Source organism: Lactiplantibacillus paraplantarum (assembly GCF_003641145.1).
Classification (GTDB): domain Bacteria; phylum Bacillota; class Bacilli; order Lactobacillales; family Lactobacillaceae; genus Lactiplantibacillus; species Lactiplantibacillus paraplantarum.
Genome location: NZ_CP032744.1, coordinates 2,201,905 through 2,217,762 on the forward strand (window position 1 = coordinate 2,201,905; position 15,858 = coordinate 2,217,762).

General features: G+C 43.6%; 16 protein-coding genes and 1 other RNA gene. 4 read left to right on the plus strand and 13 right to left on the minus strand.

Going from position 1 to position 15,858, the window contains the following annotated elements:
- Window positions 1–342: 342 nt before the first annotated feature.
- Window positions 343–1,686: a PFL family protein gene (locus LP667_RS10955; RefSeq protein WP_021732671.1), complete on the minus strand. Its 1,344-nt coding sequence runs from the start codon at window positions 1,684–1,686 to the stop codon at window positions 343–345.
- A gap of 9 nt (window positions 1,687–1,695) precedes the next feature.
- Window positions 1,696–1,965, minus strand: coding sequence for an ACT domain-containing protein (locus LP667_RS10960; RefSeq protein ID WP_021732672.1), 270 nt, complete (start codon window positions 1,963–1,965; stop codon window positions 1,696–1,698).
- A gap of 198 nt (window positions 1,966–2,163) precedes the next feature.
- Here LP667_RS10960 and LP667_RS10965 point away from each other — a divergent pair, with 198 nt between their 5' ends.
- The gene (locus LP667_RS10965) at window positions 2,164–3,099 is read left to right on the plus strand and encodes a DMT family transporter (RefSeq protein WP_021732673.1); all 936 of its coding nucleotides are present in this window, start codon (window positions 2,164–2,166) and stop codon (window positions 3,097–3,099) included.
- An 83-nt stretch (window positions 3,100–3,182) separates the two neighbouring features.
- Window positions 3,183–3,553, plus strand: a transfer-messenger RNA (tmRNA) gene (gene ssrA / locus LP667_RS10970).
- Between the two features lie 254 nt (window positions 3,554–3,807).
- Here ssrA and LP667_RS10975 read toward each other — a convergent pair.
- The 7 genes from LP667_RS10975 to LP667_RS11005 all read right to left on the minus strand — a co-directional run bounded on the left by LP667_RS10975 (window position 3,808) and on the right by LP667_RS11005 (window position 9,648).
- A complete protein-coding gene (locus LP667_RS10975) occupies window positions 3,808–4,368 on the minus strand; it encodes an ECF transporter S component (RefSeq protein WP_021732674.1) in 561 nt (186 codons plus the stop codon).
- 75 nt (window positions 4,369–4,443) lie between these two features.
- A complete protein-coding gene (locus LP667_RS10980) occupies window positions 4,444–4,761 on the minus strand; it encodes a hypothetical protein (protein ID WP_021732675.1) in 318 nt (105 codons plus the stop codon).
- Window positions 4,762–4,975: 214 nt separating this feature from the next.
- Complete coding sequence (locus LP667_RS10985) at window positions 4,976–6,163, minus strand: MFS transporter (RefSeq protein ID WP_021732676.1); 1,188 nt, start codon at window positions 6,161–6,163, stop codon at window positions 4,976–4,978.
- A gap of 104 nt (window positions 6,164–6,267) precedes the next feature.
- Window positions 6,268–7,011, minus strand: a complete 744-nt coding sequence (locus tag LP667_RS10990) for an NUDIX hydrolase (RefSeq protein ID WP_021732677.1) — start codon at window positions 7,009–7,011, stop codon at window positions 6,268–6,270.
- 58 nt (window positions 7,012–7,069) lie between these two features.
- A complete protein-coding gene (locus LP667_RS10995) occupies window positions 7,070–7,234 on the minus strand; it encodes a hypothetical protein (RefSeq protein WP_021732678.1) in 165 nt (54 codons plus the stop codon).
- Between the two features lie 597 nt (window positions 7,235–7,831).
- The gene (locus LP667_RS11000) at window positions 7,832–8,701 is read right to left on the minus strand and encodes an alpha/beta hydrolase (protein WP_021732679.1); all 870 of its coding nucleotides are present in this window, start codon (window positions 8,699–8,701) and stop codon (window positions 7,832–7,834) included.
- 53 nt (window positions 8,702–8,754) lie between these two features.
- The gene (locus LP667_RS11005) at window positions 8,755–9,648 is read right to left on the minus strand and encodes a C40 family peptidase (RefSeq protein WP_021732680.1); all 894 of its coding nucleotides are present in this window, start codon (window positions 9,646–9,648) and stop codon (window positions 8,755–8,757) included.
- 212 nt (window positions 9,649–9,860) lie between these two features.
- Here LP667_RS11005 and LP667_RS11010 point away from each other — a divergent pair, with 212 nt between their 5' ends.
- Window positions 9,861–10,328 (plus strand): Lrp/AsnC family transcriptional regulator, encoded by a 468-nt coding sequence (locus LP667_RS11010; RefSeq protein ID WP_021732681.1) that lies wholly within the window; start codon window positions 9,861–9,863, stop codon window positions 10,326–10,328.
- A gap of 109 nt (window positions 10,329–10,437) precedes the next feature.
- Here LP667_RS11010 and LP667_RS11015 read toward each other — a convergent pair whose 3' ends face one another.
- Entirely contained in the window at window positions 10,438–10,659 is a 222-nt protein-coding gene (locus LP667_RS11015; RefSeq protein WP_021732682.1) for a hypothetical protein, read from the minus strand.
- 14 nt (window positions 10,660–10,673) lie between these two features.
- Window positions 10,674–10,904, minus strand: a complete 231-nt coding sequence (locus LP667_RS11020; protein WP_021732683.1) for a hypothetical protein — start codon at window positions 10,902–10,904, stop codon at window positions 10,674–10,676.
- A gap of 223 nt (window positions 10,905–11,127) precedes the next feature.
- On the opposite strand from LP667_RS11020, the gene LP667_RS11025 reads away from it, so the two are divergent.
- Window positions 11,128–12,318, plus strand: a complete 1,191-nt coding sequence (locus tag LP667_RS11025) for a GGDEF domain-containing protein (RefSeq protein ID WP_021732684.1) — start codon at window positions 11,128–11,130, stop codon at window positions 12,316–12,318.
- 565 nt (window positions 12,319–12,883) lie between these two features.
- Here the strand turns inward: LP667_RS11025 and LP667_RS11030 are convergent.
- Together LP667_RS11030 and LP667_RS11035 are read right to left on the minus strand one after the other, a co-directional pair.
- Window positions 12,884–14,437 carry an ABC-F family ATP-binding cassette domain-containing protein gene (locus LP667_RS11030; protein ID WP_021732685.1) on the minus strand — a complete coding sequence of 518 codons (1,554 nt, stop codon included), beginning with the start codon at window positions 14,435–14,437 and terminating at the stop codon, window positions 12,884–12,886.
- 83 nt (window positions 14,438–14,520) lie between these two features.
- A complete protein-coding gene (locus tag LP667_RS11035; protein WP_003642738.1) occupies window positions 14,521–15,108 on the minus strand; it encodes a GNAT family N-acetyltransferase in 588 nt (195 codons plus the stop codon).
- Between the last annotated feature and the right edge of the window lie 750 nt (window positions 15,109–15,858).

The window sequence follows — 15,858 nt, forward strand, 5'->3', positions numbered from 1 at the left end:
GTTATTGATTAATCATCATTTATTAACCTACTATTATCATACCCTACTTCGCGCTAGGATTCAGGTTTAGTATAACAACAAATTAATACCAAATCGTGCACGCTTTGTGAAATAACTGTGTCATCCGGCAATGAAGTGCGTCTTTTTCGCTATTAGTAACTATACCAGCAGGTTCCTCTCACTTAATAACGTTCTAACACAAAAACACAAGTTTTCTACCATATCACCATGATTAGAAAACTTGCGTTCCGTTTACTTATTGATGAGCCAATCTGACCAATCATTCTGACCAATCTGCTAGGTGTGAGGTCCGCTGACGAAAGCCCACTAAAATAATCCTTTTTAGTTTTTGAACGAGTGGATGGGGGCTGGAATATGGCCACCACGTTTAATGAAAGCCGTTGGTTGATTAGTATTGACCGGCATAACTGGTGCCCGGCCAAATAAGCCACCAAATTCAACCGCATCGCCAACACCTTTACCAGTTGCTGGAATGACCCGCACCGCCGTTGTTTTATTGTTGATCATCCCAATTGCAGCTTCATCCGCAATCATACCACTGATAGTAGCGGCACTAGTATCACCTGGAACCGCGATCATATCCAGACCAACTGAGCAGACCGCCGTCATCGCTTCCAACTTTTCAATATTTAAGCGACCAGCACTAACCGCACGAATCATCTCGGCATCTTCAGAAACTGGAATAAACGCGCCAGACAGCCCGCCAACATGTTCGCAGGCCATCACACCACCCTTTTTCACAGCATCGTTCAGTAAAGCCAATGCTGCAGTGGTTCCTGGCGCACCAACACTTTCCAACCCGATTTCTTCCAGAATCTCAGCAACCGAATCACCCTCGTTAGGTGTTGGTGCTAATGACAGGTCCACAATACCAAACGGCACGTGCAATCGTTCAGACGCAATCGCACCTACAAACTGGCCCATCCGGGTCACTTTAAACGCTGTCTTCTTGATTTGCTCCGAGACCACGTCGATCGACTGCCCCCGAACTTCTTCCAAAGCCCGCTTCACCACACCAGGACCACTAATTCCAACGTTAATGATACGATCTGCCTCACCAACACCATGAAAAGCACCGGCCATGAATGGATTATCATCGACCGCATTGGCAAAGACGACTAGGCTCATGCAATTGACTGGATCATCAGCCGCAATCTGCTTAATGATATGGCCCATTTCACCGACTGCATCTAAGTTAATGCCGGCCCGCGTTGACCCAACATTGACAGAACTGCAAACTCGGCTCGTTGCAGCTAGCGCAGCGGGAATTGATGCAATAAGCTTGCGATCCCCGCTTTGATACCCTTTCTGGACCAGCGCTGAGAAGCCACCAATCAAGTCAACACCTAATGCTTGCGCTGCTCGCTCCATAGTTACCGCGTATGCAACATAGTCGTGGTCTTGGCTAGCGGCCGCAATCAAGGCAATGGGCGTCACCGCGATTCGCTTATTAATGATTGGGATCCCATACTCCTCTTGAATTTGAGTGGCCACTTTAACTAAGTCCTTGGCACTACTCGTAATTTTGTCATAAATTTTCTGGCGGGCCCGTTCACCATCACTGTCAATACAATCGAATAATGAGATCCCCATTGTAATCGTACGAATATCAAGATTTTCTTCGGCCACCATTTGAATAGTTTCTAAAATTGAACGACTTTCCATGGCAGCCTCCTATAATTTCTGAATCGCGTCAAAAACTGCTTGCCGCTGAATTCGAATAGTTAACGCGGAGGCCTCACCCAGCGTTTCCAATGCTTTTTTAGCTGCTGCAAAACTCAGCTGCTGATCATCCCACTCCGCTGACAACATCATGGTAAAATTATGGTCCATCAGTGTCTGCGAAATATCGACAATGTTCATCTTCAGGCGTGCTAACTCGTTTGCTACTTTGGCGACAATTCCAATTTGATCCTGTCCAACAACAGTAATAATTGCTTTCATCTTCATACCCTCCGCTAGACGCATAGTTACTTGCGTGTAATTGTTCATATCATAGCATGAGTTCTCATGAAACGCACTCGTTACCTCATTAATATAGTAACCAATGAGAATAATAAGATATTCCTCATAAACGTGGGTTCACAGACTAAGTTTTGCTATAATGAAAAATGCTTATCGTTTTCAGAAAGGAGTCGCAATTTGACACAACAACATCATTTACGGGGTGTCTTGCTCGCCAGTAGTGCCTGTATTCTGTGGGGTATCTCAGGTGTTGCCGCGAGCACCCTCTTCATTAACAATCCACACTTAACAGCGATGTGGTTGACACAGGTCCGTATGATCAGTGCCGGTTTGATTTTGATCATCTGGGGAATGCTAGCTGGCAAACACCCCTTTCAGATTTGGCACCATCGCCACGCTGTTTGGACGGCGGTCAGCTATGGTTTGCTGGGCCTTATTCCGGTGCAACTCTGCTATTTTGAAGCCGTCCGCGTCGGTAACGCACCGATTGCCACGATTATTCAATTTCTTGGGCCGTTTATTATTAGTATCTATTACTTCCTATTTAAGCACGTGACCCCTAGTCGCATCGAATTGATTGGGATGATCATGGCCTTTATCGGCACATTACTGATTGTTACTCACGGTCATTTGAATAGTTTGGCAATTTCCCCCGTTGTCTTATTCTGGGGTGGTTTATCCGCAATCGGGGTGGCTACCAATACTTTGATTCCACGGACAATCTTGCCTAAGTATGGCGCTTTGACTGTCACTGGATGGGGACTACTCATAGCAGGGATTTTTCTGACATTGTTACAACCCATGTGGCGCGTCCATCTGACAATTACTTGGCCTCAATTTGGCTTACTACTCGTCATTATTCTGTTAGGAACAGTGGCTCCCTTCTTAATGTTTGCCCGTAGTTTGAGCGACATTTTGCCAACAACAGCCAGTTTAATGGACGCTTTCGAGCCCTTAGCCGCGACGGTCTTCTCAATTACTTTTCTAAACGTTCAGCTCACCAGTTTCGATTTTGTAGGCGGATTACTGATTATCTTGGCAGTCATGGCACTTTCAATGAACACACACAAGATGTTACAATTTTTACACCGACGCCGAGCCCACTCGTCTTAGAAGTTAGTTGCGCATTGTTAATACCTTTGGACAGATTAGTTGGCAGAACTGCTGAGCTATGCTAAACTAGGATTGTTGAATTTGGGGATGTTCTGGATTCGACAGGTATAGTTTGAGTTCGGATTGCGCTTCGTAGGTTGCGTCTACGTAAAAACGCTCAGTTTAAATTATAACTGCAAAAAATAATAACAATTCTTACGCTTTAGCTGCCTAATAAGCGCTTAACGTAGATCCTCCCAGGATCGTCCATGTTCTGGATCTGGGTCCTAATTTAGTGGACTTACGCTCAAAGCTTCCACCTGGAGTTGCGAGAAGAGATTAATCAGGTTAGTCATTGCTGGGTGCCCTGACATACGGCGTTTGCAATGATGAAATTTAAATAGTATGAATATGAGCGTAGATATCCGAGGGGCAATATGCTTGGACGCGAGTTCGACTCTCGCCATCTCCATTACCAGTATTACCCGATGTTCAACTTGACCCGTTGCCAATTAGGTAGCGGGTTTTTATTATATTAAAATAACGCTAGGATACTGATTGATTTTCAGACGTTCCTCATTAATATTAGCTAACTAGCAATTCAGTGTTCAATTGCCAATTATTTGATCACACCATGTTGTACTTAAATTTCAAATTACGATATAAAAAAAGGTTACTTGAAACGAATGGATTCGTTTCGAGTAACCTTCTCATATTCACCATATTAAGCTAGACCGTCCCAACTCGCTGCCGATCAAAACCGATTCGTACTAAAATCCGGTAAAGTAATGGCACAATAATGACACATGCCACCGCGTTGATGGTCGCAGCCAGTAAACTTGTAAATGACCCAATCATGGCAACTTTTAAGGAAGTCCCCACCATTAAAGCTTCAATCACACCAGTGCACCAAGAAGTAACGATCTTAGTAAGCCCGGCCACCAAGGATACCCAGTAAAGTCGTACTAAGTGATCTTCACGATAGCCAATCGATTTAAAACTCAGATTAACCATCGCGGCTAAAACAATGGCTTCTATAATGGTTAACCACGAGGTCGCGGCATAGCCATTCAAAATATCAAACAAACCAAGTCCCACCGCACCAGCCGTAGCTCCGTATCCAAATCCAAGTAACATCACCGCCAGGACCGTCAGAATGTTACCAAAATGAATAAACGGCCGACCAACAATTGCGGGTAACGGGATCCGTAATACACTAATGCCAATAAAAATAATAGCTGCAAACAGCCCTGCAAATACAAGCTTTTTTAATTGTTCAGACCTTCCCATTCAATTCCCTCCAATTACACACATCTTTTTATCATTATATTCTAATATATTCCCGAGGCAAATAATAGCCCTAGTCTAATTTTTTCGTTGTGGTAACTCAATAATTGTAGCAGTTTCCGGTACTTCAACACTTACTTCGTAGGCGATGGCAAGCAAATCGTAAGCCGCCCGGGGCATCTCATATTGATGACAAACTAAATAATAGCCTAAATCAACCGCAATTTGATGTGCAATAACAACACTATCGCCACTATGGTTAAGCCGCTGACGAGCCCGTGCAACGAGTTTTGCTAACACAACATCGTTCTGAATTTCGGTGGCCCGATTTGCTAGCGCCAATTGGGTACTTAATCGTTCATTGAGATAAAACACCCGTGTTTTTGTCTTCGCCATCTTCCTCAACTCCTCGCTGTAATCATAGGAGTTTAGCATCGACTTCGCAACGAATGACACCCCCAAAACCGCGTCACCATTGAGCTCATTTACATCTCACAAAAATTATTATCAGAACAAGCTAATTCGAATTCAGCCATAGCAATCACACCATCGTTCCGGATAGTATAAGTAAATTTAACTTACGATTTAATTTATATCGGTAACTGACACTTTAATCGGCGTGTTCTTGGTTAGGCAACCCCAATAACAGCACACCGATACCAAGTAGTAACACCGCTACGAACACCATAAAAATAGCGGTAATGCCAAAACCAAGTGCCATCAATGCCCCAACTAAAAATGGACCAATTGTCGCACCAATCCGGCCAATCGACTGTGCAAACCCCATCCCGATTCCCCGAACTGCTGGCGCAAATTGTCCCGGCGTGAACGCAATCATAATCCCCCACGCACCCAACGTAAAGAATGACAGCCACGCACCACTAATAATAATCATCACTGGATTATTGGCCAGTCCAAATGCCGCAGCACTGATAACTGTTCCAATCAAATACGTTGTCAAGACGGCTTTACGTTTAACGACGCCAATCAACCAAGATGCCAAATAATAGCCTGGAAGCTGAGCTAAACTCATTAAGACGGTGTACCCAAAACCATGAACTAATGAAAATCCTCGTAGAACTAAAACGCTTGGTAACCAAAGAAACATGCCATAGTAAGCAAACATGATCACAAACCACAAAATGCTGAGACAAATCGTTGAACGCCGGTATTCAACCGACCACACTCGACGTAAAGCCTGTCCAAAGGCAATTTTCTCCGACTGCTGGCGTCCCTGTTCCACTGGTAAATGTCGCCGCATTAGTAACGCATACAACCCCATCAAGGCCGTAATCAGGACCGTCAAGCGCCAACCAATGTGCGGCATGATTAAGAAAGATAGCAGCGCCGCGACAATCCAGCCAAATGCCCAAAAACTATCGACGAGGACTAGCATCCGTGAGCGTTGCGTCCCCGTAAAGTGATCAGCGATAATGGTTGCAGCCACCGGTAACTCACCACCTAGACCGATTCCGGTAATTAAGCGAACAACTAGGAACCATTCAACATTAGGTGTTACTGTCAGCAACAAGTTACCTAGTGAAAATAATAGTAACGTTCCAATTAGGACCGGCTTACGTCCCCACTTGTCCGCTAAGTAACCGCATCCCAGCGCACCAATCATCATGCCCAGTGAGGTTACCGCACTGACCGCCCCCAACTGTCCAGCCGTCAACTGCCAACTTACTTTGATAACGGGCATCACAAATGATAACAGGGCCACATCGAGTGCATCAAATAACCAGGCCGTTCCGATTACCCATAATAGCTTGGCCCCAGTTGTCTTATCTTCATCCATTTAAATACTCCCCCAAATTTCCCAAATCGCAATATTGTATTTAGGTATTTTTTACCTTTATAGTGCTATAAAAATAGCATACTAGGTATGCCGTGTCAACTGACCTACTTCAGTCGATAAACCTTAGCCGGCCGTCCAGAAGAACTAGGACGAGCAGTACCGACTTCCGTAAATAAATGAACATGCGTTTTACGAAAGTTAGAATTATCAATAGTTGCAACTGGCTGCCGCCATAAAATCGCATACAATTCACGAGCCTGCTTAAGCGTAAACTGGTCGCCCAGCACTAATAAGATCGTTGGTGCATAATCAAGACGATTACGTAAGCGCTGCAAAGCTGTTTTTAAGATTAGACCATGGTCAGCCGTTAATGGTTGCTTCGCCGAATGTTGGTAGAAATCCCGCTCAGTCTGTGAATCAATAACACCGGCAAACTTTAGACCGTCCGCCACGAGATCATCACGATCCACCCGGGGAGTAACCGCAAACCACTTGACGTCCCGGGCACCATACCCAGGCACGAGTTCTGGCTTGACCGGTAGATAGACCATATACGTCAAAGCTAATGAGCGTTCGCCTGGAACCCGATCAACGGCAGTGAATGTTCCCAATTGTTCCGTATGGAATTGTTCAAGCTGGACACCTAGTTTTTCACGAACTAGCCGTAACGCCGCTTCATCGGCACTCTCATCCATTCGTAAATACGTGGTCGGTAACCCCCATGTATCCTCAAACGGTGCGTGATCACGCTGAACAAGTAAGACTAACAACTGTTTGGTCACAACATCAAAGCTCCAAATAACATTAGTAATACTAATCAGCGGTCGTTGATTGATTGGTTGTGCCATCCAAATCGACCTCCTACAAAAACGGCCACTGGCATCTGCCGTGGCCGTTGATTATTTTTTAATTCATTGCTTGCAACGCTTGAACTGTCCAACCGTTAATAGCTGACTTTTCAATAATTGCTTTTTTAATTTCCCAGACATCCGCTTTGATATAGCGATGTCGGGCGGTCATTAATGGAATATCAGCATAGACCTCTTGACCGCGATTAATGGTAACGCGCATTGAATTACATCCTTTCCTAATGCTCAGGAAATTTGTAAATAATTCTAATACTAAATACTGGGGCAAGTACGTGATACTAAAAATTAATTTATTCAAAATCCGAAGTTAATTCAGTTCGGTAGCGTGAAATCTTCCGAACCAATATATAACTTTATCATACTTCACCCATTATCGCTAACAGAACGCCTCTGCTTTTATTGTTTTTAACTTTATTCGGCTTATGAAGGCGTTTGCATTGTGTAAATGAGGCGCCGGCTTTACACTTAAGGTAATTTTATAAGGGAGGTTTTTTACATGCGCAATTATAAATATGCCGTCTACGGCGGTATCTCAATTGTCTATTTAATTACACTATATGCGTTGTACCACCTTATTCGAACGGCTTATATTCTATTCTTTCTATAGTTCTGTATTCGTCTACCTATTTTGCAAGTCATGACGATTAGCAACGGTTAAAGAAGCGCATCAAGCATGAATAAATACTTGATGCGCTTCTTTAGTTGCCACCATCATGATTAGTTATATTTGATCTAAGACTCAGATCAGACCTAATTATCTACCATTAGACGGGCTACTATTAGGCAATTGTCTCAAACATTATCGATGCCACAAATACCGATCAACAGCCAGCGCTACCTTAGCATTTTCATGTAACTGACTATGCTGGGCATGGGCGCCATAAAAATCCTTTTCTGTATAATCAACACGACGGTCACGTAACAAGTACTTGATGGAACGCGCTGAAACATTGGTGACTAAGCTATCCGAATGACTCCCATCATTCAACGTACCCACAATATTCAATAATTGTACGTTCTTTGGAAAGTTGGTTCGCTTGGCTGCCAACAATTCATAAGCCGCGTGTAAATATTTTGGTTGTCCAGAAGCCAAGAATGAGTTCTGATTGGCAACATCATCCTCACCAACCACCCCATCGAACGGGCCCGCAATCGTAACTAACTTATTGATTTTTGGAAAACTGGTCGGCTGTTGTGTCATTAACATATTGACACTGGCAACACAACCGGCCGAGTGGGCTACGATATTATATTTTTTAAACGCATGCTGTTGTTGAACAGTTGTAATAACCTTCGCTAACCAGGCACTCTGCTGATCGTACTGCGCCAGATTATTCTTAAACACGACTTGAATAATCGGATTACGTACCCGACCGTTCCAATGACCAGTTAACGTTACTTGACCGCTCGTGCTGACCGTCGCCACCAATACCTTGTGAGCATGGGCCGTTTGCTCAGCATGTGCAATCAACGTATTCGTCGACTTCGCACTACCTTGAAAGCCATGAACGTAAAATGTCGGGAGCTGACGATCCACGTATGGTGACGCCTTTTTAGTACTAGTTGTCTGACGGGCCGTTTGCTGCTTATTGGTCGTACGCTGCGTACCACAGCCGGCCAAACCAACGACTAATAATAGTGCCATCAACCACCATCTGATTTGCTTCACTTTATTCGCCCCATTAATTCTAATTTTGTTACCTTCAATTAATTACGCTGCTATTACCAGTTTCGCTTAACCACGACCAACTCATCTCGTAAATAAGTGCTTGCTAATTGTAGGTAGGTTACATGCTTGCCTGGTGTTGGTGCGTGTAATAACCAACCATCACCCGCATATAAGGCAACGTGGTGAATCGCACCATGTCCATGGTCATGGGCAAAAAAACATAAGTCACCAGGCTGCGCATCAGCTAAGTCAATCGCGCCCCCTTGCTCAATCTGATCTTGAGCATCTCGTGGTAATCGTATCCCTAAACTCCGATGCAAGCTGTAGACAAAGCCCGAACAATCGAAACCATACGCACTGACACCACCCCACAAGTACCGTAAATCCAAGAATTCTTCTCCCAAACGTACTAGGATAGCACCACGGGTCAAATTAGCTGTCTTAAACGTAAACTGAGTTGCCCGTTTGGCAATCTTTCCCGTTCCTAACGGTGTCTGTACCGTATAATAACGATGATCTTTACTACTAATGACAGGTAATTCGGTTCCAAGACTGAGTGTTAACAACGTCCGCCCATCTAATCGAAGCAACGGGGTAAAGCCCCACCGAATAGTTACAGTGGGACCTGTCAAAACTGGCAATGGGACAGTCGACAGTTGCGCCGCCCATACCCATCCTGGATATCCCTGCGGATGACGAGCATCCGTCTGATCAAGAACATAGCCATACGCCCAACCATTAACAAACCGTTCCACTAAAAAGACATCATTGAATAACGCCTGCGTCACGATCCGATTGTCCTGTTCCAACGTTACAGTATCCGCATCTGTTAATTGTGCTAGCCACGGTTGTAGGCCAGTATTAGTCAACGCCAGCGTATCAATTGCGATATTTTCAGGTTGCCGCCACACATTCGCTACCGTAGCAATGATCCGTGTTGTTTGCATTCTAGTCACCTCATTTTTTTAGTTTACCATATCTCCTTAGTGACGTCTGTACACCTTACTTAGACTTGCTACAATCTTAATCTTACTAGTCCAGCTCACCATCACCGGCACGTTAAGAAGCTATCCTTTCAGTAGAAACTTTACGTCAAATATTAAAAAGCACTGTGAAAGTATGCTATGATACTAATAATTACTTAGGAGGCGTTTTGACGATGGATAAGACCGATTTGAAGATTTTGAACGCCTTGCAGGCCGACGCACGCATCTCACTAAAAGCGCTCGCCGATCAATGCTTCATTTCTTCGCCTGCAATCTCCGCACGAATCACCCGTCTAAAGAAAAGTGGGATCATTCGTGACTATCAGGCCAATCTCAACTTTGAAAAACTCAATTACCATATTAAAGCTTACATTCAATTACAACTAGAACCTACTCAAAAGGAACGTTTTTACCCGTTTGTTGCCGGTATTCCAAACATTCTGGAATGCGATTGCGTGACGGGCGAATACTCGCAAATTTTGAAAGTGGTTTTCGAATCAACCCAAGCCTTAGATGAGTTCGTCAATCAATTACAAACCTTTGGCAAGACAAGTACTCAGATCGTCTTCTCTACTAGTGTTCCCAATCGTGGGCTGACATTACCAGATGATCATGATATGACCAAAACTAGCCACCAATAGCCACTCAGCCAAGCCTAAATAGGCACCCCGAAAATGATTCTCGGGGTGCCTATTTAGGCTGACAATATATAAAAGGACTAATATCGTTGAACAAAGGCTAGTGTTAAACTTAAGACCAATTTAATAAGCGAAAAATCGCTTGTGGGGTAGTCACTTGATAATGACGTTTCAAAACCTCTAGACCAATATTACAGCCAACTAACAGGCCACCGCCTAAAATCACGCCGCCCCATAATAGTGAACCAAACCAATGCACTGCCACCAAACTGAATAAAAATAAAACCGCACCGCTAATCATTCCCAATGTCAGTCTAACAAACCATCGTCTCATTGGATCACCCTCCATTAAGCGAATCGATTCATTACATAAATTGCACCAAGTCCAATTCCCCACAAAACTAATAATGGCACTAAAACTAACATACCGAACTGGTACCAACCCAGTACCACCATGAACAAAACTTCGATACTATGACCTAAAACCAATAACTGTAAGTATTCACGAAAATACCATTGCACACCGATGCCGATTAAAAAGCTAATTAGTATCACACCATAGAACGTCCCGTGAATCATCCTCCAAACTCCTTTTGATTGTGTTTGTCATTCATTCTTACTTAATAAGTATGCCGCATCTAATCGCTAGCCATTATCATATTTATGTAAAGACTAAGTTATTTTTCAGTAAAGATAACAAAATAACTTCAGAATTCTCATAAACTGTTGTTAACAGTTACTGGTGTAACGTGTTATGATTAAAGGACAAACCAATTAAACGCAATAATTATGGGGGCGCACTGTGTTACAACTACTCACGCTATCAAGTTTAGGCAAAGACCTTTTTAATATTAAGATGTTAATTGTCATTCTTATCACGATTGGCCTGATCACCCTAATGACAATTCTCACTTACCTTCTGGAGCAACAAGTTCATCGTCGTAAAAGCCGATACTGGACAATCTTAGCTCATGGTTCTGAGGCCTTAAGTGTTCTCATTAGTATGATCTTATTACGACAAATATTTATCACGCTAAATTCAGGTAGTATCATCAGCTGGACTTACGCCACAGTCCAGTTAACTATCTTGCTCTTTAGCCTTAACACCATGCGTAACCTGGCTGTTGAAATTATTAATCTTTTAATGCCACTATTTATTTATGGTCAAGCAATCTGGATGGGCCATACAACGCAATACTTACCCATCTTTGTGGTAATGACGATCATCTTAATTGGGACGGTCATCTATATTACCCATAACTATCAAGAATTACACACGACGCAATGGAAATACCTTCTATTCCAAATTTTATACGGTGGCACGTGGTGGGGCGTCATTTGGTCAGTCCATCCTTTCGAGCTGACTCATACCTTAGTCATCATTATGGCCTTCATTCTTTACATGTGGCTGATTCGCTTAGCGGTCAATCGAGTGCAGAAGTTTTTTTACGAAGTCCTAACTTTTGATCGACAAGTCAATTACGATGAATTAACTGGTATTCGTAATCGTGCCAGCTTTGATACTAGCGCCAACGAAGTATTTAATGCCTTCCAACAACGACATATGGGACCCATCACCATGGCCATGTTTGACATTGATCACTTTAAACACTTCAACGATCAATACGGTCACTTGGCAGGTGACGCTGTATTACGCCATGTGGCTCATTTTTTTGAATTAGAACTCAGTCAACGCAGCACTCACGGCCAAATCTTCCGTTATGGTGGTGAAGAGTTTGTCATAATCTTTCGAGGTTCCCCAGCCTTAGAAGTTGGTCAAACCATGCGTACTTTGCAACGCGAACTAAAAACCAACCCCATTAAATTTAATAGTGAGACGTTGGCTGTCACAGTTTCAATCGGTATATCTGAATTACAACCCACTGACCATCGCTTCACTGATTGGTTCGTGCGGGTCGACGACTACCTTTACCAGTCCAAACAAGCCGGCCGTGACCAGACGACCGTTGAAAGTCAGTTATTAATAGATTAATATTTTACGTCTTAAAATAGGCTCATTACATTGTACTAGTTATCAGTTAGTAGAGGACAAAAGGTGGTCTGCTTGCGAGCATTAATGTAAATTCGGCGATTATTGCTGGGCTTGGAATCATCACCGAATTTGGGTTAAGCGGAACAAGCCACCTTTGGGCGCTCCTTTCGACAATATTGATAGAAAAATTGTGTTCAGTTTCTTGAGAAGAAGTCTTTTCTTAAGCGACTGAACACTTTTAGGTTTGTCTAATCTCTTCGCCAGCATGTACGCATCCTACCATGACTTTTGGAAATCAGGAGAATGGCTGAAACGTTGCCAAAGTACGCTCCAAGTAACAATCACGCATATCTTTTTAGTACAAATTCCTCTCAACTTCAACTATTGATGTAAACATTACTCAGCAAGGTACCCTGGCGTTTAATTTTATGGATTGCAAGGTCATTCACTTCGCCTGGCATTAACCACTGATTAAATACTTCAACCCACCAATGTCTAAACCTAAATAGCCCGTGTCTAGGCCGCCAATTAACGGCGACCTAGACACGGGCTATAACTAATAACGCTATTCTTGACGTTCCTTCAAACTGAGCTTTTCGACGTTCAATTCTTTATCGACCCAACCATTCACAAAACTGCTTTCATGGCTAACTAGGATCAAATTCCCTTGAAAAGCCTGTAAAGCTCGTTTAAGTCCCTCTTTGGTCTCATCATCCAAATGATTCGTTGGTTCGTCCATAATTAAGAAATTACTTGGCACTAGTTCTAATAAGGCCAGTTTAACCTTAGTCTGCTCGCCCCCACTAAGTAAGTGCATCGGCTTCATCGCATTGGCCGCATTGATACCACACTTCGCTAGCTTAGTCCGAATTGTCTTCGGTAACATCGTTGGATATTCATTTTGAATCGTTTGTAACGGTGTTAACTGTGGATTATCCCATTCCAAATCTTGATTGAAGTAATTAATTTTAGCAGATGGTGAGAAATTCGATTTTCCACTTAGCGCCGGAATCACACCTAGAATCGACTTAATTAGCGTCGACTTACCGACCCCATTAAAGCCCTTAAACGCTAGCTTTTCACCATTAGTCATCGTAAAGGTCACTGGTTCCAATAATGGCTTACCGTAGCCCACAGATAACTTAGTCACACTCAACGCATTTTGTGACCCCGTATCCAAGTACGGAAAAGCAAACTTGGCATGTTCATTCTCACTCGGCGGATCAACCCGGTCCAAATGCGACAGCATCTTTTCTCGTGACTTGGCCATCGTTGACTTCGAGCCCGCCTTATTTTTACGAATAAACTTTTCGGCTTTTTCAATCACAACTTGTTGCTTTTCAAAGGCCTTTAGTTGGGCTTCCTTACGAGCTTCTTTTTGGCGCATGGCCGACTTAAAATCGCCCCGATACTTAATAATTTTTCCAAAGGCCACGTCACAAATACAGTTTGTCACCTGCTGCAAGAAATCGTAATCATGGGAAATCACCATGACGGCACCTTCAAAACCATTCAAATAATCTTCAAGCCAACTAATATGCGCCGTGTCCAAGTAGTTGGTCGGTTCATCGAGGATAATCACATCTGGATTTTCCAGCAATAACTTAGCCAAAATAATCTTAGAACGCTGTCCACCAGACATCTCACTAATGACGTGATCCCGACCGATTTCATCTAATCCCAGTCCAGTAATCACCCGTTCCATTTCAGTTTCAATATCATAAAAATTATTGGCTTCCAAGGTTTCTTGAATCCGACCCGCGCGTTCCAATAACTGGTCATCCATCTTTTCAGCATAATCCGCATAAAGTTGTTGCATCTGAGCATCCAAATCATAAAGTCGCTGAAAAGCCGTCTTCAAAAAGGCGTATAGCGTCATGCCGGCTGGAATATCAGCATATTGGTCCAAATATCCCGTCCGGACGTTGCGTTGCCACTTGATCTGACCAGATAATGGTAAAATCTGTCCCGTTAAGATTTTGATTAGGGTACTCTTACCAGCACCATTTTGACCGACAATGCCCATATGATCCGCACGTTCCAGCGTAAAATTAGCATCATCATATAATTTACGGTCCGCAAAGCTTTGCGATAAATCCGTTACTTCTAGTAAAGCCATGTTGTTTTCAACCTACACTTTCATTTTGACCCGTATTAAAACGGGCCCCGTGCGTCACGAGGCCCGTTGCGATGAACCTGTTGCTAAGCTAGCACCAAGTCCTTATCTAGTTCGTATTGCATATGGAAGTACATCCGATCACCGATAGGCTTGATGCCTACCGATTCGTAGTGGTAACGGTCATAGAGCTTTTTTGCTCCTAAATTAGCCATATCAACGTTCAAACCGATCCGCTTCTGACCAGCTTGACGTGCGTATCGTGGCAGAGCGGCAAGTAACTTGCCACCAATCCCATGACCCTGATAATTGGGGTCGACCGCAATCGAATCCAGGTACCATTCGTGCTCATAACTTTCAGCTTCAGCTTCAAATGCTGAACCAAACGCATCATTATTCGCAGTAACTCGTGCTAACACGTCGTCCACCGCGTCCTCATTTTTGTCAGGATAACCAAACGCTACCCCGACCACTTGACCATCGGCCTCGGCCACTACCGTCGTTGCCTTGCCGGATAAATAATCAGGTGTCCGGTAAGCGGCAGTAATGGCCTGCTCTAAGTCAGGTTCAGGAATGTCGTCTAGTTCCTCAAGTTGCATTTCATCAAAAATCATATTAATTAGCGGTGCTATCTGGCCCGCGTCGTCTTGATCGGCTGGTCGAATTGTTATCACGAATAGCCCTCCTTCTTATAGTAACACCTACATTACTATGAAAAGCAGGCATTGTCAAAAGTCGCGTCTGGTGTGAACGGTTACAGTTGTTATTTTTTGAGTTGGTTACCGACTGCTGTCACGTCCGTCGCATTATCAATCGTGGTATACTGAATAACACCGTCTTATACTCATTATTATTGGCATGAATCATGATTAAAACGTACCAGTTGTGTAAGTTCAAAAGCAGCCAGCTTAGGCCCGCTGGAAAAAGATCTATTTAGCGTAAACTTGCTTAGTTAATGACGTCCTATGCCGACTTCCAGGCATTTCTGCCAATTGCTGGAACGCGGTGGACACAGATTTAAGCCGAAGACCACGTCTTAAATACTGGTCTTCCACGCCTTAATCCATATTGGTGAAACGTGTTCAGGTCAGACTGAGACTTCCGGTTAGGGACGCTATGACGCCAAGCGGAAATTCACCGCTTAACGCCCTAGCTAGGCTAATCCTCAGTCTCAACCCGTCTGAACCTCACACTCTTGCACCGCTGAGCATTGGCCGAAACGCCTTCCAGTCGGGACAGTATTCGAATGGCTGACGGTGATGTACCCAACCTTTGATGGACTTATCATTGTTCCTCATAAACGGTAATGTTGTTAATTAACTGTCAGTCTGAAAGTGATATTGTGGGAGCTCACTATTCCTCAAGCGGCATAGTAATAATCGAACTTCTCGACAAAGTGGTTAATGGAACCCTGACGTTTCGTT